This is a genomic window from Paracoccus sp. SM22M-07 (genome assembly GCF_001887735.1).
Classification (GTDB): domain Bacteria; phylum Pseudomonadota; class Alphaproteobacteria; order Rhodobacterales; family Rhodobacteraceae; genus Paracoccus.
On sequence record NZ_JPKW01000007.1, the window covers coordinates 53413 to 78167 of the forward strand.

The window sequence follows — 24755 nt, forward strand, 5'->3', positions numbered from 1 at the left end:
GCCGCCCCATCGGGACGGCCCAGACGGCCTTACCAGGAGGTCAGGACAGCGCCTTCGTATTTGTCGTCGATGAAGGTCTTGATCTCATCGCTCTGATAAGCCTCGACCAAGGTCTCGACCCACGGCTCGTCCTGGCGGCCCTCTTGAACGACGATGATGTTCACATAGGGGCTGTCGGCCTTTTCCATCGCGATGCTGTCATTGCGCGGCGACAGGCCCGAGGCCAGCGCATAGTTCGTGTTGATGATCGCGATATCGGCATCGGCCAGCGCGCGGGGCAGCTGGGCGGCGTCCAGTTCCAGGAAGTTCAGGTTCTTGGGGTTGTCCTGGATGTCCAGCGGGCTGGGGACCAGGCCCGTGCCCTCGGCCAGGGTGATGACGCCCAGATCCTGCAGCAGCAGCAGCGCGCGGCCGCCATTGGTCGGGTCGTTCGGAATGGCGACCTGTGCGCCGTCCTCCAGATCGTCGACCGAAGTCAGCTGGTCGGAATAGATGCCCATGGGCGTGGTGATGGTGGTGCCCACCTCGACCAGCGCGAAGCCGCGATCCTTCATCTGGTTTTCCAGATAGGGGCGGTGCTGAAAGCTGTTGGCCTCCAGATCGCCATCGGCCAGGGCCTGGTTCGGGACGACGTAATCGGAAAACTCGATCACGTCGATGTTCAGGCCCATGGGTTCGGCGACCTTGGCGACCTCTTCCATGATCTCGGCATGTTCGCCGGGCGAGACACCGACCTTGATGTCTTCGGCCATGGCGGCGGTGCTCAGGGCCAGGGCGGATACGAATGTGGTCAGACGCAACATAAAGGCGTTCCTTTCTTCTTGTGCGAAAATCTCAGTTGCCGCGATTGCGGGCGGCGCGGCGGTCCACGCGGGCGGCGATCCATTCGCCAAGCGACTGGACCAGCTGCACCATGACGATCAGGATGATGACGACGGCCAGCATCACGTCGGGCATGAAGCGCTGATAGCCATAGCGGATGCCCAGATCGCCCAAGCCCTGCCCGCCCACGGCCCCGACCATGGCCGAATAGCCGATCAGGCTGACGGCGGCCAGGGTCAGGCCCAGGGTTATGCCGGGCAGCGCCTCGGGGATCAGGACCTTGCGGATGATCTGCATCGGCGTCGCGCCCATCGCGCGGGCGGCCTCGATCAACCCGGCCTCGACCTCGCGGATGGCGTTTTCGACCAGGCGGGCGATGAAGGGCACGGCCGCCAGCGTCAGCGGCACGATGGCCGCATTGGTGCCGATCGAGGTGCCGACGATCATCCGCGTGAAGGGGATGATCGCCACCACCAGGATGATGAAGGGCACGGACCGCGCCGCGTTCACCACCAGGCCCAGCACCTTGTTGATCCAGGGCGCCGACAGCAGCTCACCCCGCTGCGAGGTTGCCAGGAACACCCCCAGCGGCAGCCCCCCAAGCGTCCCCAGCACCGCCGAGATGGCGACCATGTACATCGTCTGCAGCGTGGCTTCCCACAGGATCGGGATCAGGTTAGCGGACATATCCCAGCACCTCCGTCGTCAGGCCGTGGCGTTCAAGAAAGGCGCGAGCCTCGGGGGCACGCGGGGCGTCGATGGACAGCAGCAGATTGCCGAAGGGATGGGGGCCGATCTCCTCGATGGCGCCGGCCAGGATGTTGGCGGCGATGCCCAGCTCGGTCGCCAGCATGGCCAGCATCGGGTCGGTCGCGTGTCGGCCCGCAAAGGTCACGCGGATCACCTCCTGGGCGGGGCCTTCGGGGCGGTCCAGCGTCATGCGGGACGCGACGAAGGCCGGCAGGGTCGCGCCGGTGACACCCGACAGGAAGGACCGCGTGGTGCCGTGGTTCGGCTTGGCAAAGACGTCATAGGTCGGGCCGGATTCGACGATGCGGCCCCCTTCGATCACCGCCATGTGGCTGGCGATGTCGCGCAGGACGGCCATTTCATGGGTGATCAGCAGGATGGTCAGACCCAGATCGCGGTTGATCTGCGACAGCAGTTCCAAAACGGTCTGCGTGGTTTCAGGGTCCAGCGCGCTGGTCGCCTCGTCTGACAGCAGGACCTTGGGGCTGGTGGCCAACGCGCGGGCGATGCCGACGCGTTGTTTCTGCCCGCCCGACAGTTCCGCCGGATAGCGGTCGCGCAGCGCCGACAGGCCCACCTGGTCGACCAGCTGATCGACCCGCGCCTTGATCTTGCCCGAAGGCGTGCCCGCGATCTCCAGCGGCAGGGCGACATTGCCCCAGACCGTGCGCGAGGCCAGCAGGTTGAAATGCTGAAAGATCATCCCGACATCGCGGCGGATCGCGCGCAGATCGCCGCCGCTCGCCTTGCCGACATCGCGGCCATCGACCCGGACGCTGCCCTCGGTCGGGCGCTCCAGCCCGTTCACCATGCGCAGCAGCGTCGATTTGCCCGCACCCGACCGGCCGATGATGCCGGTGATGCTGCCCGTCGGAACCGTCAGCGACACGTCCTGCAAGGCCATCACCCGATCGCCGCCGGATTTTGGGAAGGATTTGCCAAGCCTGTCGAAGATGATCGCCGCGTTGTCTGGGGGCGTGCCGCTCATACTGTCCTGCTTTTCACCGATGCGAAGGGCGACGGGATGCCCGAAAGCGCGATCATGTGCAAGCGCGCCGGGGGCATTCGGTTTTCAGGCAGGGGAACGTCGCGTCTGGTCGAACCGTTCCGGTCCGAACATGGCCCTTGGGGCAAGACCGCCGCGTGGAACAGTCTTGCCCCGTCCGGGCCTGTGCCGGAACGGCGTTCTTATTGCGCGGCCTGCACGAAATCGCGCGACAGAAGGCCGGTCAGGATCGATCGCAGCATGTCGGGCCGGAAGGGCTTTTCGATCAGCGGCGCATGGTCATAGCCTTCGGGCAGATGTTCGCGCCCATAGCCCGACACGAAGCAGAACCTGACCCCCCGCCGCGTCAGCAGCGCGGCCACGTCATCCACGGCCTCGCCCTTCAGGTTGCCGTCCAGCAGCGCGACGTCGACATGGTTGGTGCGGATCTTCTCCAATGCCTCGGCGACGGTGCGGGCAATGGCCACGACGGTCGCGCCGGCATCTTCCAGCTCGTATCGCAGGTCCAGCGCCACCAGGGGTTCGTCCTCGACCAGCAGGACACGGCAGTCCGACAGGCTGACCGGTCCTTCGGCGGCGGGAACCGTCGCGGCTTCGGGCGCGGGATGGGCGATTTTCAGCGGTGTCACGCCATCGCTCAGCCGGATGGTCCAGATGACGCCGTCGGGATGCCATTCGGCAGTGGCCGAGGCATTGTCGCCCCCGCCCGCCGCCATGATCAGCGTGGTGCCGAAACCGTCGCGCGCAGGCGCCGTCACCTTGGGCCCGCCGGTTTCGCGCCAGGTCAGTTCCAGCTGCCCGTCGGCCAGGGTCCAGTCCAGATGCACCATGCCGCCAGGCACCGACAGCGCGCCGTATTTGGCGGCATTGGTGCCCAGTTCATGCAAGGTCAGCGCCAGGCGCAGCATGGTGTCCGGCGCCAGATCCACCAGCGGGCCGTTGCGTTGCAGGCGTTCGCCGTCCAGCGTGCCGGAATTGATCTGATCGTCGATCAGCTGATCCAGGGGCGCGCTGGCCCATGTCGCATCCGACAGGATCGAATGCGCGCGCGCCAAGGCCTGCAGACGGCCACCAAAGCTGGTTTCGAACTGGGCCAGGCTTTCCGACTGGCGCAGGCTCTGGCGGGCAATGGCCTGGACGTTGGCCAGCGTGTTCTTGATGCGGTGGTTCAGCTCTCCGATCAGCAGGGACCGCACCTCTTCGGCCTGACGGCGTTCGGTGATGTCCAGGATCTGCAGCGACAGCGACTGCTGGCCCGCCCCGTCCGACAGGACCGAGCCATAGACCTCGCAGCTGATGGCGCCGATATCGGCATGGTCCAGCTGCATTTCCCCCGAAAAACGCGGCGCGCTGTCGGATGGGGTCTGCAGCCAGCCGGCCAGCAGCTTTTCGGCATCCTCGTCCAGCCAGCCGCATTCGGTGCCCCTGGTGTCCACCATTTCGCTTTTCGGACGACCGAACATCCGTTCCGCGCCCTGCGACCAGTCGCGGATGCAGCCCCTGCTGTCCAGCGTCACGAAAGCCAGCGGCGAATTGTCGGCATGCGCGCGCAGCTGCGCCATGGCACGGTCGCGATGCATGGCGATCTTGTGCAATTCGTCGCGCTGGCGGGCCAGTTCCTTGGCCTGCTTGCCGATGCGGAAAAACACCTCGGCCTTGGATTTCAGGACGACCGGGTCGATGGGCTTGAAGATATAGTCGACGGCCCCGGCCTCGTAACCGCGAAAGCGGCGGGCGTCGTCCATCTCGGCGGCGGTGACGAAGATGATCGGCACGCCGCGCGTGCGTTCGGTCGATCGCATCAGCTCGGCCAGCTCATAGCCGTCGGTGCCGGGCATCTGCACGTCCAGAAAGGCCAAGGCATAATCATGCATCAGCAACAGTTCCAGCGCCTCGCTGGCGGACCGCGCACGGTCCACGATCAGCCCGTCACGACGCAACAGCGCCTCAAGCGCCATGATGTTTTCGGGCACATCGTCAACGATCAGGAATCTGATGGGGTTATGGGGCATTCAGCATCTCCTGGTCGGCATTGCGGCGCCAGATCCGGTCGGGTTCGTCGAAGGATGAAAAGGCCGCCGCATGGGCGGAAAAACGCAGCGTTTCATGGGAACCCAGCCCCAGGAAGCCGCCACGGGTCAGTGCCTCGGCGAACAGGCCAAGCGTGCGATCCTGCAGCGTATTGTCGAAATAGATCAGCACGTTGCGGCACGATATCAGGTGCACTTCGGAAAAGACCTGGTCGGTGGCCAGGTTGTGTTCGGTAAAGACGGTGCGCGCGCGCAGTTCGCGGTTGAAGGCCGCGCGACCATAGGCGGCGGTATAGTGATCCGACAGCGATCCGCGCCCGCCCGCCTTTTGATAGTTCTGCGAAAAGACCGACAGGCGGTCGATGTCATACACCCCGGCCTCGGCCCGGGCCAGCGCGCGGCGGTTGATCTCGGTCGCATAAAAGAGGGTGCGGTCGAACAGCCCCTCCTCCTTGAACATGATGGCCATGGAATAGAGCTCCTCGCCATCCGCGCAGCCCGCCACCCAGACCTTCAGCGACGGGAAGGTCCGCAGATGCGGCAGCACGTCGCGCCGCAGCGCCAGGTAATAGCCCGGATCGCGGAATATCTCGCTGACCTGCACGGTCATGGCGTCGATCACGTCAGGCAGCACTGCGGGTTCATGCAGCAGACGACCCTGCGCCTGAGACAGGGTCGCGCATCCCAGCCTGTCGCGCGCCAGATCCGCGCGCCGCGCCAGCGACGCCCGCGAATAGGACCGGAAGTCATAGTGGAACCGCCGGTTCAGTGCCTCCAGGAACAGGTCCAGTTCGATATCGTCGCCGGGGCCGGCGGGAACGGGTTCGACGCTCATCGGGGCATCCAGACGCGGGTCAGCGACAGCAGCTTGTCAACGTCAAGCGGCTTGGGCAGGTAATCGTTGGCCCCGGCCGCAAGGCACTGGTTCTGATCCTCGGCCATGGCCTTTGCGGTCAGCATGATGATCGGCAGCGTCTTCCAGCGGTCGATCTTGCGGATTTCGCGCGTGGCGGTCAGGCCGTCCATTTCTGGCATCATCACGTCCATCAGCACCAGGTCCACCTTGGGCGCCGCACCGTCGTTGATGCGGCCCAAGGCGTCCAGCGCCTCGCGGCCGTTGCGGGCGATCTGGACCGTCGCGCCATGCGGTTCGAAGACGCCGGTCAGGGCATAGACGTTGCGGATGTCATCCTCGACCACCAGGATGCGGCGGCCCTCCAGCTGGGCGTCGCGGTTCAGGGACGCGGCCAGCATCTCGCGCTGCTTTTCGGGCAGGTCGCTGACCACCTGATGCAGGAACAGCGTGACCTCGTTGATCAGACGCTCGGGGGATTTCGCGCCCTTGATGATGATCGATTTGGAATACCGGCGCAGGCGCTGTTCCTCGGCCTCGGACAGAGCGCGGGCGGTATAGACGATGACCGGCGGGAAGGATGCCGTCCCGTCGCCGTCCAGCTGTTCCAGCAGATCGAACCCCGACGCGTCGGGCAGCGTCATGTCCAGCACGATGCAGTCGACCGTCTGCGTGCGGCACAGCTGCAGCGCGGCAGCGGCGGTGCCTGCGCCGATCGTCTCGACCTCGTCGCTGGCCAGCAGGGCCTTCAGACCCTCCATCTGGGCGGGATCGTCCTCGACGATCAGCACGCGGCGCAGACGCTGCTCCATGCGGCTTTCCAGGTTGCGGATGGCGGCCGCCAGCGTGTCGCGCTGGACCGGTTTCATCATATAGCTGATGGCCCCCTGCGCCAGCGCCTGCTTGGTGTAATCCTCGGCCGAGACCATGTGCACGGGGATGTGCCGCGTGCTGGTGTCGCGCTTCAGCCGGTCCAGCGCCGAGAGGCCCGAATGGTCTGGCAGCCCCACATCCATCACGATCGCATGGGGCAGGAAGTGGCGCGCGGCGCGCACGGCGTCATCGGCCCGGCCCACGCAGATGCAGCGGAACTGCAATTCCTGCGCCAGATCATAAAGCAGCTGCGCGAAGGCCGGATCATCCTCGACCACCAGCATGACGCGGTCGCCGGGCTGGGTGATGTCGCGGTCGTCCTCGACCCCCTCCAGCGCGTCCAGAACGATATTCTCCTCGACGATCTCGGCCTTGGACGGCGCGCTGGGCAGGGCGCGTGTCGCCACAGGTTTGCGCGTCGCGGGCGTGTTGGGCAGGATCAGCGTGAAGACGCTGCCCTTGCCGGCCTCGCTGCTCAGCGTCACGCGCCCGCCCAGCAGATCCGCTAATTCGCGCGAGATCGAGAGACCAAGCCCCGTCCCCCCGAACCGGCGCGAGATCGTGCCGTCCGCCTGGCGGAAGGCCTCGAAGACCGCCTCCTGCTGATCGGGCGCGATACCGATGCCGGTGTCGTGGACGGCAAAGGCGATGCCCTGCGGGACCGCGCTGACCTTCAGCGTCACGCGCCCGCGTTCGGTGAATTTCAGCGCGTTCGAGATGAAGTTCCGCAGCACCTGCTCCAGCCGCTGCGCGTCGGTTTCCAAAGTGGTGATGCCGGGGGCGACCTCGGCGGTCAGTTCCAACCCTTTGGACTGGGCCTGCACCTCGAAGGCCCGGACCAGCTTCTTGGCGATGTCCTGCGGCTCGATCGCATCACGCGACATTTCCAGCTTGCCGGATTCGATCTTGGACAGGTCCAGGATGTCATTGATCAGCAGCAGCAGATCCTTGCCCGAACTTTCGATGGTTTCGGCCCAACGGACCTGTTCGGCGGTCAATGTCTTGCCGCGGTTTTCAGCCAGCAGGCGCGACATGATCAGCAGTGCATTCAGCGGCGTGCGCAGTTCATGCGACATGTTGGCGACGAATTCGGACTTGTAGCGGCTTTCGCGCGCCAGTTCGGCGGCCTGATCCTCCAGCATCCGGCGCGAACGCGCCAAGGTGTCGCGCTGTTCCTCCAGTTCCTGCGTCTGGCTTTCCAGCCGGGCGTTCTGGCTCTCCAGCTCCACCTGCTGCGCCTCCAGCCGTTGCTGGCTGTCCTGCAGGGCACGGGTTTGCTCCTCCAGCTCCTCGTTCGAGGAGGCCAGCTCTTCGGAATGGCTGCGCAGCTCTTCCGACTGGCGACGGGTTTCTTCAAGCAATTCATGCATCTGCGCGCGGTATTGAACGGAACGCAGCGCAATGCCCAGCCGGTCGCCCAGACGGTCGAACAGGTCACGAACCCGGGCGGGCAACGTGTTGTCGAAACCCAGTTCCAGCACCGCGTTTACATGGCCATTGTCCAGCAGCGGAACCAGAACCACCCGCCCCGCCCGACCCTTGGCCAGACCGCTGGACCACCCCAGGGCGGCCTCGGAGGGAAGATCCATGTCCAGGATCGCAGCCTCGCTGATGCAGCGGCCCAGATGTCCTTCGGCCAGGGGCATGCGCTTGGCCAGGGCAGCCTCATCGACGCCCCAGCTGGCCAGTCGTTGCAGACCATCGCCTTCGCGCGCATAGATGACGGCGGCGCGGGCATCGGCGCGCTGTGCCAGGCTGCGCAGAACCTGCTGGCCGAAACGCTCGGCCGACAGCTCTCCCTGGATGGCGCGTCCGACGGCGACCTGCCCCTGCTGGACCCATTCGGTGTGCAGCAGCCTTTCGCGGTTGCGCACCATGCCCCGCCCTGCGACCCCCAAGGCGATGAAGATCACCCCTGCCATCGTCCGGTTGGCGATCGCCACGGCCGTGCCGAAGACGGCCTCGTCAAAGAAGAAACCGACGCCCATGCCCAGACAGGCCGCCAGGGCGACCAGCACGGGCGCGATGGGCCATGGGCACAGAAAGGACAGCATCAGCGGGAACAGATAGATCATCCAGACCGCCGTCCCCAAGGGAAAGGCCAGGTCCAGGGCAAAAACGCCCGCAAGGGCAAGCACGACCGTTGCAAGGATCGTCAGGTTCTTGTTGTCGGTCACGAGGGCTCCTGCAGGGATCGGCGCGGTCCGTCAGATCGACGGTTCCCGTCGAACGCGGAAAGGCGCCGTTTCGTTCGATCCATGTTGATAAATAAATGATAATCCGGCACGGAATGCGGAACCCGGCCGACGTTATCGGTTGCTGCATTCTAATCTTGCCCTGCATCGAAGTCGACTGGAAAGCGGTCCTGACTGCCGCGGCGTCAGTCCCGCCGTCAGTGCCTCCGGGCGATCGGCCACATGCGCGACCAGACCCCGTCGCGGCGGATCAGGGCATGATGCAGCGCCGCACCGACATGCAGGGCCAGCAGCCCGATCAGCAGGAAGGCCGCGACCTGGTGGATGTCGCTGGCGGTTTCGGCCAAGGGTTTGTTGCGGGGGATGATCGACTCGATGCCCATCGCGTCCAACCCCTCGATCGGAAAGCCTCCGGCCCGGACGCGGACATAGCCCGTCACCGGCATCACGACCAGCAGCACATAAAGCCCCAGATGCGACAGGGCGGCGATGCGGCGCTGCCATGACGGGATCTGCGGCGGCAGGGGCGGCGCGGGATGGGTCGCCCGCCACAGGATACGGAACGCGACGATCAGCATCACGATGACGCCGGCATTCTTGTGGAACAGGAACAACCCGTCCTGCAGCGCCCGCGGCAAACCGTCGCGCACCATGATCAACCCCGCGGGGATCATCAGCAACACGATCACGGCGACCGACCAGTGCAGAAGCCGTGCAGTGACGCCATATCCGGGTTCCCTGTCAGCCATCCGGCACCTGCAACCTTGTGATTTCCCGATGCTATCACGAGATCGCCATAGGGCAAGCCTTCGCTTGACGCGGCACGGGCCGGACATATCCTTGCGTGATGCATTCAAGGCCCCTCCCATGACCGCTCCGCCCGAAGTCGCCCCTGACGCCAGCCTGCCATCGGGCACGGTTCCCGCCGGTCTTGCAGCCATCGCCCTGACGGGGCTGACGGGCCTGCTGCTGGACCAGGACCCGGTTCTTCTGGCCCCGGCCCTGTTTCTGCCGGCATTGCTGGTCGTGATGCGGCTGGTGCAGCGCCACTATCCGTTGGGGCGATTTGGCGCGGCCAACACCATCACCCTGATACGGATGTCGCTGGCCGCGGCGCTGCTGGCCGCGGTGGTGACCGGGCCGGTGACCGGATGGACGGTGGCGGGCATCGCGGCGGTGTCGCTGGCGCTGGACGGCGTCGACGGGTTTCTGGCGCGGCGACAGGGCCTCTGTTCCGATTTCGGGGCGCGCTTCGACATGGAGGTCGATGCCGCGCTGGCGCTGATCCTGGCGCTGCACGCCCTGCGGGGCGGACCCGTGGGTGCCGAGATTCTGGTCCTGGGGATCATGCGCTATCTGTTCGTCGGCGCATCGCATCTGCTGCCCTGGCTGGCCGAGCCGCTTTATCCCAGCTGGCGGCGCAAGGCGATCTGCGTCCTGCAGATCGCCACCCTGATCGCGCTGCAACCCCCGGTCCTGTCCGAGGATATGGGCATCATCCTGGCCCGCATCGCCGCGGCGGCGCTGATCTGGTCCTTCCTGCGCGACATCCTGTGGCTGAGGGCGCACCGGTGACCCGCCCCGCCCCGGTCATCCGCCTGCTGGTCGCCCTGCTGTTCCAGCATGCCGTGACGGTCCTGCCCGATCTGCGCGCGCTGCCGGGACTGGACGTGGTGGCCCTAGCATCGGTCATGGTCCTGTGCGGCAAAAGCGCCTTGGGGCGGCTGCTGCAGGGGCTGGCAACGGCGGCGCTGACGCTGATTGCGGTGCTGCGGTTGGCCGACCTGACCATGGGCGAAAGCCTTGGCCGCACCTTCAACCCCATCGCTGACCTGCCGCTGATCGACGCGCTGATCCGGCTGCTGGCATCGACAATCGGGGTGGCGGGGGCGATCGCGGCCTGCATCGCGGCATTGCTGGGCATGGCCGTGATGATGCTGGGCCTGTGGTGGTCGCTTGGCACCCTTCGCCGGGCCGGGACCGGGGCCGTCCTGCCGGTGCTGGGCCTTGCAGGGCTGGCCGCGATCAACCCCGCCCTGCCGAACCTGGATTTCGCGCGGGACCGCATCCAGCTGGCCGCCAGAACCGTGACGCAGCTCGCCGATTTCCGCCGCCAAAGCGCAGAGGACCCGATGCGACAGCTGTCCTCGCCCCTGTCGCTGATCGACCGGGACGTGCTGATCGTCTTTCTGGAAAGCTATGGCCGGACCAGCTTCGACACGCCCTTCTATGCCGATCTGCACATGGCGACGCTGCGACAGGCCCAGACGCGGCTGTCGGATGCGGGTTTGGCGATGCGGTCGGGCTTCCTGACCTCGCCCACGCATGGCGGACAAAGCTGGCTGGCCCATGCCACCTTCATGAACGGCCTCGATATCAGCGACCAGACGCGCTATCAGGCCTCGGTCGCCAGCGATCGCTGGACGTTGTTCGATCACGCGCGCCATGCGGGATTCCGGACCGCCGCCGTCATGCCCGCCATCACGCGCGCCTGGCCCGAAGGAACCCGCATGGGGTTCGACGACGTGCTGGCGGCCGACGACCTGGGTTATCGCGGTGAACCCTATAACTGGGTGACCATGCCCGATCAGTTCACCTTGGCCGCCACCGACCGCATCCGCGCGGCGGTCAGTGATCCCCGCCCGCTTTTCACGCAGGTGGCGCTGATTTCGTCCCACGCCCCCTGGACGCCCATCGCCCGGATGATCCCTTGGGACCAGGTCGGTGACGGCAGCGTCTTCGACGCCCGCGCCACCGCAGGCCGCACCCCGCGCGAGGTCTGGGCCGACCGCGAGACCGTCCGCCAGCATTACCGCGACTCCATCGATTATACCCTGCAGGCCGTCACCGAATATGCCGGACGCCAGACCCAGAATCCGCCGCTGATGATCCTGCTGGGCGACCATCAGACTGCAAGCTCGATCGGACTGGACGAACGCAGGCAGGTGCCGATCCATGTCGTCGGTCCGCCCGACCTTGTCGCCCGAACGGCCGAATGGGGCTTGGTGCCGGGGCTGATCCCGCCCGCCGATGCGGCACCCATCCCGATGGAGGCCATGCGCGACAATCTGCTGCGGAGCTTTTCCGCCCCCGATCACGTTCCCCCGGCATGACCCGCCGCGCAAACCTGTCCAAAGTTTTGAAATTGCTGACCGCCCTGCTGCTGCTGGGTCTGCTGTTCGCAGGGTTCGATGGTGGTCAGGCCTGGTCGTTGCTGCGCGCGGCCGATCCCGTCTGGCTGGCGGCCAGCCTTGTGGCGCTGACCCTGCAGACGCTTCTGTCGGCCTGGCGCTGGCAGTTCACCGCCAACCGCCTTGGCCAGCGCCTGACCCTGGGGCGGGCGATCCGCGAATATTACCTCGGCCAAGTCGTGAACCAGTCCCTTCCAGGCGGCATCCTGGGCGATGCGGGTCGCGCCTACCGCGCGCGCCATGACGGGGGGCTGCGCCGTGCGGGGGCCGCTGTCGTGGTCGAACGCGCCTTGGGTCAGATGGCCCTGCTGGCAATCATGGTGACGGCATTCCTGCTTTATCGCGGGCCGCAGCTGCCATCGGCCATCACGGGCCTGATCGGCGCGATCTGCCTTGGCGCGGCGGTGATCGGCGCGGCCTTGCTGATCCCCGGTCGCTGGCGCGCCTGGATGCGCATCACCCGCCCTGCCTTGGTGGGACGCGGTGCCCTGCCGCTGCAGATTTGCCTGAACCTTGCGATCGCCGGGATGAACATCGCGGCCTTCGCCTTTTGCGCCCATGCCACGGGCACCCCGCTGGCCGCGACAGAGGCGGCCCTGTTCGTGCCGCTGATCTTGCTGACGATGATCATTCCCGTGACGATCAGTGGCTGGGGCCTGCGCGAAGGTGCCGCGGCCACGATGTTTCCAGTGATCGGCGCCAGCGCCTCGGCGGGGTTGGCGGCCAGCACGGCCTTCGGCCTTCTGTTCCTGGCCAGCACCTTGCCCGGCCTGCTGGTGCTGGCGCTGCGGCGCAAAAGCGGCGACACCTTTCCCGAACGCAGCCTGACGGTGGACCCATGACCCGACCCGCGACATTCGCCCTGCCCGGCGACATCACCACCCTGACCGGCGGATATTTCTATGACCACCAACTGGTGCAGGCATTGCGGGGTCAGGGACGTCAGGTCCAGGTCCTGGAACTGCCCGACAACTTTCCCACCCCCAATGCCACCGACATGGCGCGGGCCATCGATCAACTGCGCGCATTGCCCGCCGATCAGCCGGTGATCATTGACGGGCTGGCCTTCGGTGCGTTGGATTCGGTCGCCCTGGCATCGGTTCGCGCGCCGATCGTCGCCATGATCCACCATCCCTTGGCTCAGGAAAGCGCCCTGCCCGCGCCCCTGGCGGACCACCTGCTGCAGACCGAGCGCGCCAACCTGGCGCAGGCCCGGCATGTCCTCGTCCCCAGCCCCCATACCCGCGACATGCTGATCCAGCGCTATGACGTGCCCGCCGATCGCATCACCATCGCAAGGCCCGGCACGAAGGCGGTCCGGGCCGCCCAGACCGCCAAGGCCGATCCCCCCCTGATCCTGTCGGTGGGCATCCTGGATCCCCGCAAGGGGCATGACGTGCTGGTCCGGGCGCTGGACATGCTGACCGATCTGAACTGGCAGGCGCAGATCGTCGGCAACCCGTGGGACGATGCCCATGTGGCGCAGCTTGGCGACCAGATCGGGCGCAGCGCGGCCGCGGACCGGATCACGCTGGCCGGTCGGGTCGATGACGACAGGCTGCAGAGCCTTTATCGCCAGGCATCGGTCTTTGCGCTGGCGACGCGCTATGAAGGTTACGGCATCGTCTTCGACGAGGCACTGTCCCACGGCCTGCCCATCGTCAGCACGACGGCGGGGGCCGTGCCGGGTACCGTCCCTGCCGATGCCGGTCTGCTGGTCCCGCCCGATGACGCTGCCGCCCTGTCGACCGCCCTGAGGCGCATGCTGGAGGACACCGGTCTGCGCGAGGCCAAGACACGTGCCGCGCGGCAGGCCGGATTGGCCCTGCCCAGTTGGGACGACACGGCCCGGATCGCGGCGCAGGTGCTGGATGCGGTCATGGATCACCCCGCCTAGTGGACAGTTTGCACGTCCTGCATCACGATGCGCCAGATCACAGCCCGGAGAGCGCGATGAAATCCCTGTTCCACCTTGCCATCCACGTCACCGATCTGGACCAGGCGCGCCAGTTCTATGGCGGCGTTCTGGGCTGCGCCGAGGGGCGGTCCACAGACACATGGGTCGATTTCGACTTCTTCGGCCACCAGCTGTCGCTGCATCTGGGCCAGCCTTTCGCCACGACCCGCACAGGCAAGGTGGGCCACCACATGGTGATGATGCCGCATATGGGCGTGGTGCTGCGGCTGGACGACTGGCTGGCGCTGGCCGACCGGCTGGAATCGCATGGGGTGGCGTTCGACATTCCGCCGGTCATCCGCTTTCAGGGGGAAGCGGGCGAACAGCGGACGATGTTCTTCTTCGACCCCGCCGGCAACCCGATCGAGGTCAAGGGTTTCGCCGATTTCGACGGGCTGTTCGCATCATGAAGCTGCCTGTCGTCACCCAAGCCACCCTGCCCATCCATGACAGCGCGGATCGGTTTCCGGTCCGCCGCATCTTCTGCGTCGGGCGCAACTATGCCGACCACGCCCGAGAGATGGGCCACGACCCCGACCGCGAACCGCCCTTCTTCTTTACCAAACCCGCCGATGCCGTGCTGACCGACGGGGCTGACCTGCCCTATCCACCCGCCACATCGGACCTGCATCACGAGGCCGAGCTGGTCGTCGCCCTTGGCGCAGGCGGCGCGGACATCGCGCCCAGTGACGCGACGGCGCTGATCTGGGGCTATGCGGCGGGCAATGATTTCACCCGCCGCGACCTGCAGGCGCAGGCCAAGAAGGCCGGGCGTCCGTGGGACATGGCCAAGGGGTTCGACCTGTCGGCGGCCTGCGGCCCGCTTCACCGCGCCGACCTGACCGGACCGATGGACAGGGGGCGGATGCAGCTGCTAGTCAATGGTGACATCCGTCAGGACACCGACCTGTCGCAGATGATCTGGCCCGTGGCCGACATCATCAGCCATCTGTCGGGACTGGTGCGCCTGGCACCGGGCGATGTGATTTTTACGGGAACACCGGCGGGTGTTGGGGCCGTCCTGCGAGGTGATGTGGTCGAGGTTCGGATCGAGGGCCTTTCGGCGCTGTCGACCCGCATCACCTAGCCGAGTTCGCAGCCTGTGCCCGGTTCGCGCAGGCGGTCCTTGACCTCGGCCCACAGGGCCGCGCCGCGCAGGCTGCTTTCCACGATCTCCTCCAGCTTGGCCGTGTTGCGGGCCAGGCCGGGGATGCAGGGGTCATGGACCGCGTTGTCGAAGAATGACTTGGGGAAGGGGTTGGGCTTCTGAGCGACCATCCCCACTTCGGCGCTCTCCGTCCGGGTCGTGTCATAGATGGTCATGTCTCGTGGCGGCCGAGTTACCAGCGGGGCTGGAACCTTTATTGCAAAAAGATGGCGATGGGATTCATCAGCACCAGAAAGCCAACAGCAGCAGAACAGCCGCCGATGTCCGCGTCACAAAGCTCCGTCCGAAACTGTCGGCACAGTTGAATGTCCGGGTCGGCAAAGGCAATCGCAATTGCGCAACTTATGATCGGGATCACGACGGTGTCCCTGATGCCTGATCTTACGCGCATGAAAACCGCCGGGCATGTTTTCCGCGCCGATCATGACGCCAACCGCAGCGAAAAAAGCCCCCGGCGTCAGAGAACGCCGAGGGCAATCGTCAACGTGTCTTGGTGCTTCAGCCCCAGACGTCCTGGAATTCGCGCCACTCACGCGCGCCCATGCCGCTGTCTTCCTGGGTCACGGTATCGCCCGCCAGCCGCCGCTTCAGGACGGCTGCGGCCTGTGCAGACAGGCTGACGGCATCCATGCGGTAATCGCGGAAGGCGCCGAAGGCTGCCGGAACCCAATCCTTGACGATGTCACAGATGACATCGGCATAGGCGCGGATTTCGTACTGGGCGTGGCTGTCGGCGCGCAGGCGCAGGAAATGCAGCAGGTTGTGCAGATCCACCTTCCAGTACCATTGGGTATAGATGTTGGTGGGCAGGTTCATCCGCGCCAGTTCCCGCGCCAGGCCTTGCTGTCCGTCCTGCGACAGCATCGATTCGTAATTGTCATAGCTGCGCATCGCATCCTCGCGCAGCAGGTTCAGGACGCGCTGCGCTTCCTCGCCCTGCAGGACCTCGCCGCGACCCTGATGGTTCTGGCTGGACTGCGCGGCCAGCTTGTCTTCAGCCGGGATATAGAATTCGCGATCCATGACCGAATAGCGGCCCGAATATTCATTGATGTTCGCCGTGCGGTGGCGGATCCACTGCCGCGCGACGAAGACCGGCAGCTTGACGTGCAGCTTGACCTCGCACATCTCGAACGGAGTAGAATGCCAGTGGCGCATCAGGTAGCGGATCAGCCCTTCGTCGTTCTGCACCGACTTGGTGCCCCGGCCATAGCTGACGCGGGCCGCCTGACAGATGGCGGCATCGTCGCCCATGTAGTCGATGACCCGCACGAAGCCGTGATCCAGCACCGGATAGGCGGTAAAGAGATGCTGCTCCATCCCGTCGGCGACCGTCCGCAGGGTCTGGCGGGGGGATTGGCGCTGTTCGTCGATCTGGGCCTGCTGTTCGGGCGTCAGGGGCATTGGGGACCTCTTGGATGGCAAGCCTTCCTTTGCCACGGCCCTAACGGCGGTGCAACCACGACGGCCGGCATGGCGTTGAAACAGCCGAAAAGGCGTGCGAACCTGCGCGCGCAAAGACAGGAGATCCCATGAAAATCCGCTATCTGCACACGATGGTCCGCGTCAAGGACCTGGAGAAGACGATGGAATTCTTCGGCCTGCTGGGCCTGAAGGAGACCCGCCGGATCGACAATGACAAGGGTCGCTTCTCGCTGGTCTTCATGGCGCCCGAAGGCCAACCGGAATGCCCGGTCGAGCTGACCTACAACTGGGACGGCGATGAAGGCCTGCCCTCGGACAGCCGTCATTTCGGCCATCTGGCCTACAGCGTGGGCAACATCTACGAGATGTGCCAGAAGCTGCAGGATGCCGGCGTCACGATCAACCGCCCCCCGCGCGACGGACACATGGCCTTCGTGCGCAGCCCCGACAACATCTCGATCGAGCTGCTGCAGGAAGGGGACGCCCTGCCCCCGCAGGAACCCTGGTCCAGCATGGAAAACACCGGCAGCTGGTAAGACAGACCCGCGCGCATTCGCAAGGATGCGCGCGACCCTTCAGTAGATATAGCGGATCTGCTCGGTCCAGTATCGTTCGATCCGGCGGTTCTGCAGGTTGACCAAGTCCAGCATCGGATCCTCCAGCACGCCCGACATCGCCAGACCTTCGGCATGGCGGATGAACATGGCACGCACCAAGTCGCGCACGCGCTGTCCTTCATGCGTCAGGCGCACCCGCACCGAACGGCGGTCCGCATCGCAGCGTTCGTGATGGACATAGCCCATCGTCACCAGCTTCTTCAGGTTATAGCTGACATTCGAACCCTGATACATGCCGCGCGACCGCAATTCGCCGGCGGAAACCTCGGCCTCGCCCAGGTTATAGAGGATCATGGCCTGCACCGGCGTCAGATCGCCACGGTGCAGACGTTCGAATTCGTCCTTGATGGTGTCCAGCATCAGCCGGTGCATCCGCTCCAGCAGCTGGAGCGATTCCAGATAGGCGACGGTCATGTCGGACATGTCGTCCGGAAACTGGCCGTGTTCCTTGGTCGGGCGCGGGTCGCGAGGAGCGTGTGCGAGCATGGCGGTAAGCCGTCCTGTCCTGTTCGTCATGACCCGACAATCACGGACAAAAGAAAATCTTCAGTTAATTTAGCACGCCCCCGCCCGAAAATTCAGGAACAAGTTTAGCGATTTGCCGCGAATCTCTCGCCGGCGTGTCCGGCGATGCGGTCCAGCAACGGCGCGAACATCGCGGATGCCGGATCGCGCGCGCCCTGCGTATCCTGCCCGATCCGCGCCGTGACCCACAGATAGAGGTCCTGGTCATTCTCGGCCAGCATGCGTTCATACAGGTCCAGATCGTCGGGCGACAGGTTGGCCAGTTGATCATCGGCGAAATGGCCCAGGATAAGGTCCATTTCCTTCATGCCGCGCCGCCAGCTGCGCATATGCAGGCGCTTCAGCCGGTTTTCGGGGGTTTCCATCGTCTCAGCCATGACCCAAAGCCTCTTCCATGCGTTCGATGCGGGCGCAGGCCTCGGCCAGCAGCTGGCGCAGCTGGCGCAGCTCGGACCGCAGGGCCTGTCCCGCAGCGGTGTCTTGCGGCCCGGCCCCCTCTCCCGTCAACAGCCAAACGGGGGAAACGCCCGCAATCGCGGCGATCCGCCCCAGGATCGAGGGCGTGGGTTCGGCCTGATCGACCTCCCACCCTTCCAGTGTCTCGGGGCGAAGGCCCAGCTGTTCGGCCATCTGGTCGATGCCCAGGCCCACGCCTTCGCGCGCGGCCGTCAGCCGGTCGCCCATCGTCGCCACCGGTTCGGCATAGCTGTCCATCGTGATCAAACCCCTGCTTGTGGCATATATCGCCAAAGCGTATTCCAACACTGTCCCCAGTTCAAACAACGACAGGTCCATCATGGCATTCATTTCCGACCGGCTTGCCCGCATCAAGCCTTCGCCCACCATCGCCATGACCACCCGTGCGGCGGAACTGCGGGCCGAGGGACGCGACATCATCGGGCTGTCGGCGGGCGAACCCGATTTCGACACCCCCCTGCATGTGCGCGACGCCGCCAAGGCCGCGATCGACGCGGGCCATACGCGCTATACCGCCGTGGACGGCACGCCGTCGCTGAAACGCGCCATCGCCGACAAGTTCGCGCGCGAAAACGGGCTGGATTACGCGCCCTCGCAGATCACCGTCGGCACGGGCGGCAAGCAGATCCTGTTCAACGCCCTGATGGCCACGCTGGATGCGGGCGACGAGGTGATCGTGCCGGCCCCCTATTGGGTCAGCTATCCCGACATGGTGCTGCTGGCGGGCGGCACGCCGATCGTGGTCGAATGCGACATCGCCTGCGGTTTCCGTCTGACGCCCGAGGCGCTGGAGGCCGCGATCACGCCGCGCACCAAGTGGCTGATCCTGAATTCGCCGTCCAATCCGTCAGGCGCGGGGTATGACCGCGCCCAGATGCAGGCGCTATGCGATGTGTTGCTGCGCCATCCGCAGGTCTGGGTGCTGGCCGACGACATCTATGAGCATCTGGTCTTCGACGGGTTCGAATTCTGCACGCCCGCGCAGGTCGAACCGCGCCTAAAGGACCGCGTGCTGACCATGAACGGCGTCAGCAAGTCCTATGCCATGACCGGCTGGCGCATCGGTTACGGCGCGGCCCCCGAGCCGCTGATCCGGGCCATGGCCAAGCTGCAGTCGCAATCGACATCGAACCCCTGTTCGGTCAGCCAGTATGCAGCCGAAGCCGCGCTGACCGGTCCCCAGGATTACATCCGCGACAGCCGGGCGGTCTTTCAGCAGCGTCGAGACCTAGTCGTCGCGGGGTTAAACGACTGTCCGGGGCTGGACTGCCCGGTGCCCCAGGGGGCGTTCTATGTCTATCCTTCGATCGCGGGGCTGATCGGTGCCACCACGGCCGCAGGCACGGTGATCACCGATGACGAGACCTTCGCCAATGCCCTGCTGGACGAAGAAGGCGTGGCGGTGGTCTTTGGCGCGGCCTTCGGGCTCAGCCCGCATTTCCGCATCTCCTATGCGACGGCGGATGACGTGCTGCGCGATGCGGTCGCACGCATCCGTCGGTTCTGCGAAGGGTGCAACCTGCGTTGATCGGACGGCGTTGGGTCCTGAACGAAGACCAAGGAAAGGACCTCTCATGCTGCCCCATAACACCATGGTGGTCGTCGCTGACGGCCATTCCGCGACGATCTATCGCAACACTGCCAAGAACGGGATCGAACTGTCGCAGACCGAGCAGGTGACCCCCGCATCGCTGACCAAGCCGTCCCAGATGGCGATTCCCGACGAAGCCGCCCCGAATGACGAAAACGACGAAGCCGCATTCGCCGTGGATCTGACGCATCACCTGAACACGCTGATGCTGCAGCAGGGCATGGATGACGTGGCGATCATCGCCGATCCGTCGACCCTTGGCGTGATGCGCAAGCATTACCACAAGGAATTGCAGCTGCGCCTGCGCAAGGAAATCGCCAAGACGATGACGAATTCCGACATCCCCAGCATTCAGGCCGCCCTGCAATAGGCCTTGGCAGGACCATCATGGCCAAAGGGCGCCCTGCAATCGCAGGGCGCCCTTTTTGCATCAGAAGATGCCCAGAACGTACAGAACGACGATCACGACGACCGGCACGCCCAGAAACCAGGCCACGATACCCTTCATTGCGCTACTCCTTACGCGATATGACGGGTAACGCCGACGTGAGGGGCCGGTTCCGTCACAGGGCCGTCCACCCCCCGTCGACGCTGATCGTGGTGCCGGTGATCTGCGCCGCCGCGTCGCTGCACAGGAAGACGGCCGTGTCGCCCAGCTGATCGGTGGTGGCGAATTCCTTGGAGGGCTGGCGTTCCAGCAGAATTTTCTCGATCACCTCGTCGCGGTCCATGTCGTATTTCTTCATCGTGTCCGGGATCTGGGATTCGACCAGCGGCGTCAGGACATAGCCGGGGCAGATGGCGTTGCAGGTGATGGGCTCGCGCGCGGTTTCCAGCCCCGTCACCTTGCTGAGGCCCACGATGCCATGCTTGGCGGCGACATAGGCCGATTTGTAGGGACTTGCCGTCAGGCCATGCGCCGAGGCGATGTTGATCACCCGCCCCCATCCCGCCTTGCGCATCATCGGCAGGGCCGCGGCCGTCGTGTGAAAGGCTGATGACAGGTTGATGGCGATGATCGCGTCCCATTTTTCGGCCGGGAAATCGGGAATGGCCGCGACATGCTGGATGCCCGCGTTGTTCACCAGGATGTCGCAGGCCCCCGCCTGTTCGATCAGGGCGCGGCATTCGTCGCCCTTGGACATGTCGGCCTTGATGTACCGCACGGTGACGCCATGTTCGGCGGCCATGTCGCGGGCCAGCTGGTGGTCCTGATCGCTGTCGGTGAAGCTGTTCAGCACCACATCCGCACCCGCGCGGGCCAGCCGATGGGCCACGCCCAGTCCGATGCCGGAATTCGATCCGGTGATGATTGCGGTCTTGCCTGTCAGGAATTTCTCGAACATCGGCTGCTCCTCGGGGTTGGCCCGACCGGCGCGCGGGGGCCGGTCGATGTTGCAGGCGCAGCATGGGCAAAAAAAAACGCCCGCACAAGGCGGGCGCAAGTTATGAGGCAGGTTTCATACAGGCAAGAAACCTATCGAGCAGTGCCCTATTTATACGCGAGGAACCGCCCGAGTCCAACACAGTTCTTGCCCGCTTGGTTGACGCCCCCTTGGCGAGCCTGTTGATAATGCGGTCAAACAAGGACAAATGGGGCGGCGGGCGATGCGAATCTTAAAAATCCTTAACAATTGCGGAAGGGTTCGTGCCATTTCCGTGATCGCGGCCTTGACATGCGGTGTTGCAGCAATGCCGCTGACAACCCTTGCCGAACCTTCACATGGTCTTGCAATCTATGGCAAACCTGCCCTTTCGCCCGATTTTTCCCATCTTCCTTATGCAAATCCTAAGGCGCCCAAGGGCGGTGTGATTCGGCTGGCCGAACCCGGCGGGTTCGATTCCCTGAAACCCTGGGTTCTGAAAGGCAATGCCGCATGGGGCGTGGGCGTCCATGTGACCGAAACCCTGGCCATGCGCTCGATCGACGAACCCTTCACCGTCTATGGGCTGCTGGCTGAAACCATCGACACCGCCCCCGACCGGTCCTGGGTCGAGTTCACGCTGCGCCCCGAAGCCCGGTTTTCCGACGGCAGCCCGGTCACTGTCGAAGATGTGATGTGGTCCTATCGCACCCTGGGGACCAAAGGTCATCCGCGCTATCTGGGCACCTGGTCCAAGGTCGCCAGCATGGAGCAGACCGGCCCGCGCAGCGTCAGGTTCACCTTCACCGAACAGGACCGCGAACTGCCCCTGCTGATGGGCCTGCGCCCGATCCTGAAGAAGGCCCAGTGGGAAGGTCAGGATTTCAGCGATTCCAGTCTGGAACCTCCGATCGGCACCGGTCCCTATGTGATCGACAAGGTCGATCCGGGGCGGGCCATCTCGTTCCGTCGCAACCCCGATTACTGGGGCAAGGACCTGCCGCTGATGGCCGGGATGAACAATTTCGACACCATCCGCTATGATTATTTCGGCGACGCCAATGCCATGTTCGAGGCCTTCAAGGCCGGTGAGGTCAACGCCTGGCGCGAGTTGTCAGCCCAGAACTGGGACAGCGAATACGATTTCCCGCTGGCCACATCGGGCGGCATCGTCAAGGACCAGATCCCCAATGAACGCCCGTCGGGGATCATGGGTCTGGTGATGAACACCCGCAACCCGATCTTCGACGACTGGCGCGTCCGGCAGGCGATGATCGAGATGTTCAATTATCGCTTCATCAACCGCACGCTGAACGGGGGCGACGATCCGCGGATCACGTCGTATTTCTCGAACTCGGTTCTGGCCATGTCGCACGGGCCCGCATCGGGTCGGGTGGCCGAACTGCTGGAGCCCTTTGCCGCCGACCTGCCCCCCGGCACGATCGAAGGTTATTCGCTGCCCGAAGGAAGCGAACGCCCGATGGACCGCGCCGCCGTGCGCCGGGCGCTGGCGCTGATGGCGGATGCGGGGTGGACCGTTCAGGACGGGCGCCTTGCCGATGCCGAAGGCCGTCCCTTCACCTTCGAGATCCTGCTGAACCAGTCGGGGTCCGCAATGCGCACCGGGTCGGAAACCCAGCAGATCGTGAACATCTATGTCGAGGCCCTGCGTCCCTTGGGGATCACGCCGCGCATCACGCTGCTGGATTCCGCGCAATACGTGGAACGCACCAACAATTACCAGTTCGACATGACCTGGTACGAACGCGGCCTGTCGCTGTCACCGGGCAATGAACAGCGGCTGTATTGGGGCAGCGAAGGCGTCACGACGCCCGGCAGCCGCAACTGGATGGGCATGGACAGCCCCGCCGCCGAAGCGATGATCGACGCCATGGTCACCTCGGAGGATGCCGAAGACTATACCGCCGCCGTCAAGGCGCTGGACCGCGTGTTGACCGCGGGACGCTATGTGATCCCGGTCAACTTTTCCCCGTTTTCACGTCTGGCCCATTCGGCAGACCTGAAATACCCCGATGAAATACCGATTTACGGAGACTGGCCGGGATTTTTACCGGAAGTTTGGTGGCAGGAGACGAACTGATGCGCATGTTTTGGGTTACATTGCTGGCCTGCATCACGCTGGCCGGATGCAACACGATCGCCGGCGTCGGCGAGGATATTACCGGAGTGGCCCGCTGGTCCCAAGGCGGCATATCCGGAGGAGGTTATTGATGAAGTGGCACCACGTTAAGGAAAACTGGCCGGCATTCTACGAGGCCATCGTCGACAAGTGGCCGCAGGTCGATGACAGCGACCTGGACGAGATCGACGGCGACCAGGGCGCGTTCGTCTCCTACCTTGTCGAGGTCACGGGCCAGGATCGCGAGGAAATCCGCGAGGAGCTGCGCGAATGGCTGGTCGGCGAGATCCCGTCGGACATCGTGATGGACCCCAGTCACGACAATCACTCGATCGTCCTCAGCGCCAAATATGTCAATGAAGGCGAGGACGAATACAGCGACGACGCGGCCTTCGGTGACGATAACGAAAGCCCCGACGACGACTGATCGCCCGAAGCGGCAGCCGCCCAACCCCGCGGGGTCGGGCGGCGCCTCCTGTCCTGTCAGGTGACGGGCTTGATGACCTGCCTGTCGCTCAGCTTCGACAGCTTGCCGATCTGCATGACCAGCAGCGCGTAGATCACCGCATAGAGTCCCGCCACGATCAGGCCGACCCACTGGATCTTGAACGGGGTGAAGAAATAGGCCCCGACCAGCGCCAGCTGCAGCAGAAAGTGCAGCGGATAATATTTGCGGTCCCCCAGCGTCTCTCTCGACCAGTCCAGGTTCGCCGAATAAAGGCGGATCAGGCTGTCCAGCGAATTGACCACGAAGACCACGCCCACGAAGATCATGAACCAGTTCAGCCATCCGGGAATGACGACATGCCCCTGGTGATAGACGAACAGCACGCAGAACCACAGGCCAAGCGGGATCGCCGGCAGGATGACCATGGCTGCCGCCAGCTGCCAGACGCGCAGGCCGCTGACGAAACGGGCGACGAACTGGCCGATCATGATGCTCCAGGCGAACCACCAGAACAGGTAGAATTCGTGGTAATCCGAAATTGGGGTCGCGAAGCGGCGGATATGGACGAAGTAATCCATCAACAGCCCGATATTGGCATAGAAATCAGTCATGCCGACGCGGCTGTAGAAGAAGGCGATCATCGCCAGCGCCGTGAAGGCCAGCATCCCGAAGCCATAGCTGGACAGGATCGCCAGCCATTTCATCACCCGCATGTCGCCGCTGCTGATGACGGCGGTGGCGATGACCACGACCACCAAGGCCCAGACCACGCCCATGGGCAGATCAGGCGCATAGGTCGGCAGGTTGGTCATGAACAGGTAGCAGGTGAAGGAACAGGTCGCGATGACCGTCAGGTTATAGATCCATTTCACCACCGGGATCTCGAATAGCTTCAGGCGGGGTTCGATGGCGACGAAATAGAAGGTCGTGACGAAATACATCAGCCAGACGAGGGGCCCCCACATGCCGAATTCGACGGCGAGGGCGTTGGTAAAGCCGAAGGCCTCATCCGCCTCGTAGACCGGGAATTCGCTGAGGGGCAGCATGACCAGCCCCATGTCCAGCCCGGCGGTGAAAAGAAGGGCGATCAGCGTGAACAAGCCGACGGGCTGTTCCCCCTGCACCCGCATGTTAGGCCAGCGGATCAGGACGAACAGCGCGCAGGCCAGCACGCTGAGATAGGCAATTGTGATGATCGGCGTCATAGACGATCCTTTTCTGCTTCGGATTTTGTCTTGGCAGGGACCGACCCGCCTCAGCGCAGCCGCGACCGAAAGGCACAACTGCCGAAACGTTGCCGGCACAGCGCATCGGCGCCGTTGT

At 64.7% G+C, this 24755-nt stretch carries 26 protein-coding genes and 1 pseudogene; 12 read left to right on the forward strand and 15 right to left on the reverse strand.

The genetic code is table 11. The features are described from left to right. Positions 1 to 29: 29 nt before the first annotated feature. From IE00_RS11740 to IE00_RS11770, 7 genes are all read right to left on the reverse strand, one after another. The gene (locus IE00_RS11740) at positions 30 to 803 is read right to left on the reverse strand and encodes a MetQ/NlpA family ABC transporter substrate-binding protein (RefSeq protein WP_072297306.1); all 774 of its coding nucleotides are present in this window, start codon (positions 801 to 803) and stop codon (positions 30 to 32) included. 31 nt (positions 804 to 834) lie between these two features. Then, entirely contained in the window at positions 835 to 1509 is a 675-nt protein-coding gene (locus IE00_RS11745) for a methionine ABC transporter permease (protein WP_072297307.1), read from the reverse strand. Then, entirely contained in the window at positions 1499 to 2560 is a 1062-nt protein-coding gene (locus IE00_RS11750) for a methionine ABC transporter ATP-binding protein (protein ID WP_072297308.1), read from the reverse strand. The genes IE00_RS11745 and IE00_RS11750 overlap by 11 nt, the downstream gene beginning before the upstream one ends. Before the next feature lie 200 nt (positions 2561 to 2760). After that, positions 2761 to 4590 carry a response regulator gene (locus tag IE00_RS11755; RefSeq protein WP_072297309.1) on the reverse strand — a complete coding sequence of 610 codons (1830 nt, stop codon included), beginning with the start codon at positions 4588 to 4590 and terminating at the stop codon, positions 2761 to 2763. Next, entirely contained in the window at positions 4580 to 5443 is an 864-nt protein-coding gene (locus IE00_RS11760) for a protein-glutamate O-methyltransferase CheR (protein WP_072297310.1), read from the reverse strand. Before IE00_RS11760 ends, IE00_RS11755 begins: the two co-directional genes overlap by 11 nt. Continuing rightward, complete coding sequence (locus tag IE00_RS11765) at positions 5440 to 8511, reverse strand: response regulator (RefSeq protein ID WP_240493868.1); 3072 nt, start codon at positions 8509 to 8511, stop codon at positions 5440 to 5442. Before IE00_RS11765 ends, IE00_RS11760 begins: the two co-directional genes overlap by 4 nt. A 215-nt stretch (positions 8512 to 8726) precedes the next feature. Continuing rightward, complete coding sequence (locus tag IE00_RS11770) at positions 8727 to 9278, reverse strand: cytochrome b (RefSeq protein WP_072297312.1); 552 nt, start codon at positions 9276 to 9278, stop codon at positions 8727 to 8729. Between the two features lie 118 nt (positions 9279 to 9396). Here IE00_RS11770 and IE00_RS20570 point away from each other — a divergent pair, with 118 nt between their 5' ends. Genes IE00_RS20570 through IE00_RS11800 form a run of 6 tightly spaced genes read left to right on the forward strand, consistent with a single transcriptional unit; the run spans position 9397 to position 14764 of the window. Further along, complete coding sequence (locus tag IE00_RS20570) at positions 9397 to 10104, forward strand: CDP-alcohol phosphatidyltransferase family protein (protein ID WP_139291416.1); 708 nt, start codon at positions 9397 to 9399, stop codon at positions 10102 to 10104. After that, on the forward strand, positions 10101 to 11642 hold the full coding sequence (locus IE00_RS11780; RefSeq protein WP_083554330.1) for a sulfatase-like hydrolase/transferase: 1542 nt from the start codon (positions 10101 to 10103) through the stop codon (positions 11640 to 11642). Before IE00_RS20570 ends, IE00_RS11780 begins: the two co-directional genes overlap by 4 nt. Beyond that, positions 11639 to 12562 (forward strand): lysylphosphatidylglycerol synthase transmembrane domain-containing protein, encoded by a 924-nt coding sequence (locus IE00_RS11785; RefSeq protein WP_072297313.1) that lies wholly within the window; start codon positions 11639 to 11641, stop codon positions 12560 to 12562. Before IE00_RS11780 ends, IE00_RS11785 begins: the two co-directional genes overlap by 4 nt. After that, positions 12559 to 13617, forward strand: coding sequence for a glycosyltransferase family 4 protein (locus tag IE00_RS11790; protein ID WP_072297314.1), 1059 nt, complete (start codon positions 12559 to 12561; stop codon positions 13615 to 13617). The genes IE00_RS11785 and IE00_RS11790 overlap by 4 nt, the downstream gene beginning before the upstream one ends. Positions 13618 to 13673: 56 nt before the next feature. After that, on the forward strand, positions 13674 to 14087 hold the full coding sequence (locus IE00_RS11795) for a VOC family protein (protein ID WP_072297315.1): 414 nt from the start codon (positions 13674 to 13676) through the stop codon (positions 14085 to 14087). Then, entirely contained in the window at positions 14084 to 14764 is a 681-nt protein-coding gene (locus IE00_RS11800; RefSeq protein WP_072297316.1) for a fumarylacetoacetate hydrolase family protein, read from the forward strand. Before IE00_RS11795 ends, IE00_RS11800 begins: the two co-directional genes overlap by 4 nt. Here IE00_RS11800 and IE00_RS11805 read toward each other — a convergent pair. From IE00_RS11805 to thyX, 3 genes and pseudogenes are all read right to left on the reverse strand, one after another. Continuing rightward, positions 14764 to 14967, reverse strand: a pseudogene (locus tag IE00_RS11805) (phosphate ABC transporter ATP-binding protein); the annotation flags it as partial. The gene IE00_RS11800 and the pseudogene IE00_RS11805 sit on opposite strands and share 1 nt — an antisense overlap. Positions 14968 to 15038: 71 nt before the next feature. Further along, complete coding sequence (locus IE00_RS20140) at positions 15039 to 15203, reverse strand: hypothetical protein (RefSeq protein WP_170864141.1); 165 nt, start codon at positions 15201 to 15203, stop codon at positions 15039 to 15041. Between the two features lie 140 nt (positions 15204 to 15343). Then, on the reverse strand, positions 15344 to 16249 hold the full coding sequence (gene thyX / locus IE00_RS11815) for an FAD-dependent thymidylate synthase (RefSeq protein ID WP_072297318.1): 906 nt from the start codon (positions 16247 to 16249) through the stop codon (positions 15344 to 15346). Positions 16250 to 16377: 128 nt separating this feature from the next. Between thyX and IE00_RS11820 the strand changes: the two genes are divergently transcribed. After that, positions 16378 to 16806, forward strand: a complete 429-nt coding sequence (locus IE00_RS11820) for a VOC family protein (RefSeq protein ID WP_072297319.1) — start codon at positions 16378 to 16380, stop codon at positions 16804 to 16806. A 39-nt stretch (positions 16807 to 16845) separates the two neighbouring features. Here the strand turns inward: IE00_RS11820 and IE00_RS11825 are convergent, their stop codons facing one another. The 3 genes from IE00_RS11825 to IE00_RS11835 form a co-directional block, all read right to left on the reverse strand. Beyond that, the gene (locus tag IE00_RS11825) at positions 16846 to 17310 is read right to left on the reverse strand and encodes a MarR family winged helix-turn-helix transcriptional regulator (protein WP_072297320.1); all 465 of its coding nucleotides are present in this window, start codon (positions 17308 to 17310) and stop codon (positions 16846 to 16848) included. Positions 17311 to 17477: 167 nt separating this feature from the next. After that, positions 17478 to 17789 carry a succinate dehydrogenase assembly factor 2 gene (locus IE00_RS11830; protein ID WP_240493870.1) on the reverse strand — a complete coding sequence of 104 codons (312 nt, stop codon included), beginning with the start codon at positions 17787 to 17789 and terminating at the stop codon, positions 17478 to 17480. Then, entirely contained in the window at positions 17782 to 18126 is a 345-nt protein-coding gene (locus IE00_RS11835; protein WP_072297394.1) for a helix-turn-helix transcriptional regulator, read from the reverse strand. The genes IE00_RS11830 and IE00_RS11835 overlap by 8 nt, the downstream gene beginning before the upstream one ends. Before the next feature lie 82 nt (positions 18127 to 18208). Here IE00_RS11835 and IE00_RS11840 point away from each other — a divergent pair, with 82 nt between their 5' ends. Continuing rightward, entirely contained in the window at positions 18209 to 19417 is a 1209-nt protein-coding gene (locus IE00_RS11840) for a pyridoxal phosphate-dependent aminotransferase (RefSeq protein WP_072297321.1), read from the forward strand. A gap of 46 nt (positions 19418 to 19463) precedes the next feature. Next, complete coding sequence (locus IE00_RS11845; protein WP_072297322.1) at positions 19464 to 19850, forward strand: host attachment protein; 387 nt, start codon at positions 19464 to 19466, stop codon at positions 19848 to 19850. A 193-nt stretch (positions 19851 to 20043) separates the two neighbouring features. On the opposite strand, the gene IE00_RS11850 is transcribed toward IE00_RS11845, so the two are convergent. Further along, positions 20044 to 20826, reverse strand: a complete 783-nt coding sequence (locus IE00_RS11850) for a 3-hydroxybutyrate dehydrogenase (protein WP_072297323.1) — start codon at positions 20824 to 20826, stop codon at positions 20044 to 20046. Positions 20827 to 21088: 262 nt separating this feature from the next. Here IE00_RS11850 and IE00_RS11855 point away from each other — a divergent pair, with 262 nt between their 5' ends. The 3 genes from IE00_RS11855 to IE00_RS11860 are packed head-to-tail and all read left to right on the forward strand — an operon-like array spanning position 21089 to position 23411. Further along, positions 21089 to 22945 carry an extracellular solute-binding protein gene (locus tag IE00_RS11855; protein ID WP_072297324.1) on the forward strand — a complete coding sequence of 619 codons (1857 nt, stop codon included), beginning with the start codon at positions 21089 to 21091 and terminating at the stop codon, positions 22943 to 22945. Then, on the forward strand, positions 22945 to 23076 hold the full coding sequence (locus tag IE00_RS20780; RefSeq protein ID WP_256374819.1) for a hypothetical protein: 132 nt from the start codon (positions 22945 to 22947) through the stop codon (positions 23074 to 23076). The genes IE00_RS11855 and IE00_RS20780 overlap by 1 nt, the downstream gene beginning before the upstream one ends. Continuing rightward, positions 23076 to 23411, forward strand: a complete 336-nt coding sequence (locus tag IE00_RS11860; protein ID WP_072297325.1) for a hypothetical protein — start codon at positions 23076 to 23078, stop codon at positions 23409 to 23411. The genes IE00_RS20780 and IE00_RS11860 overlap by 1 nt, the downstream gene beginning before the upstream one ends. Before the next feature lie 56 nt (positions 23412 to 23467). On the opposite strand, the gene IE00_RS11865 is transcribed toward IE00_RS11860, so the two are convergent. After that, positions 23468 to 24637: a BCCT family transporter gene (locus IE00_RS11865; protein WP_072297326.1), complete on the reverse strand. Its 1170-nt coding sequence runs from the start codon at positions 24635 to 24637 to the stop codon at positions 23468 to 23470. Positions 24638 to 24755: the final 118 nt, after the last annotated feature.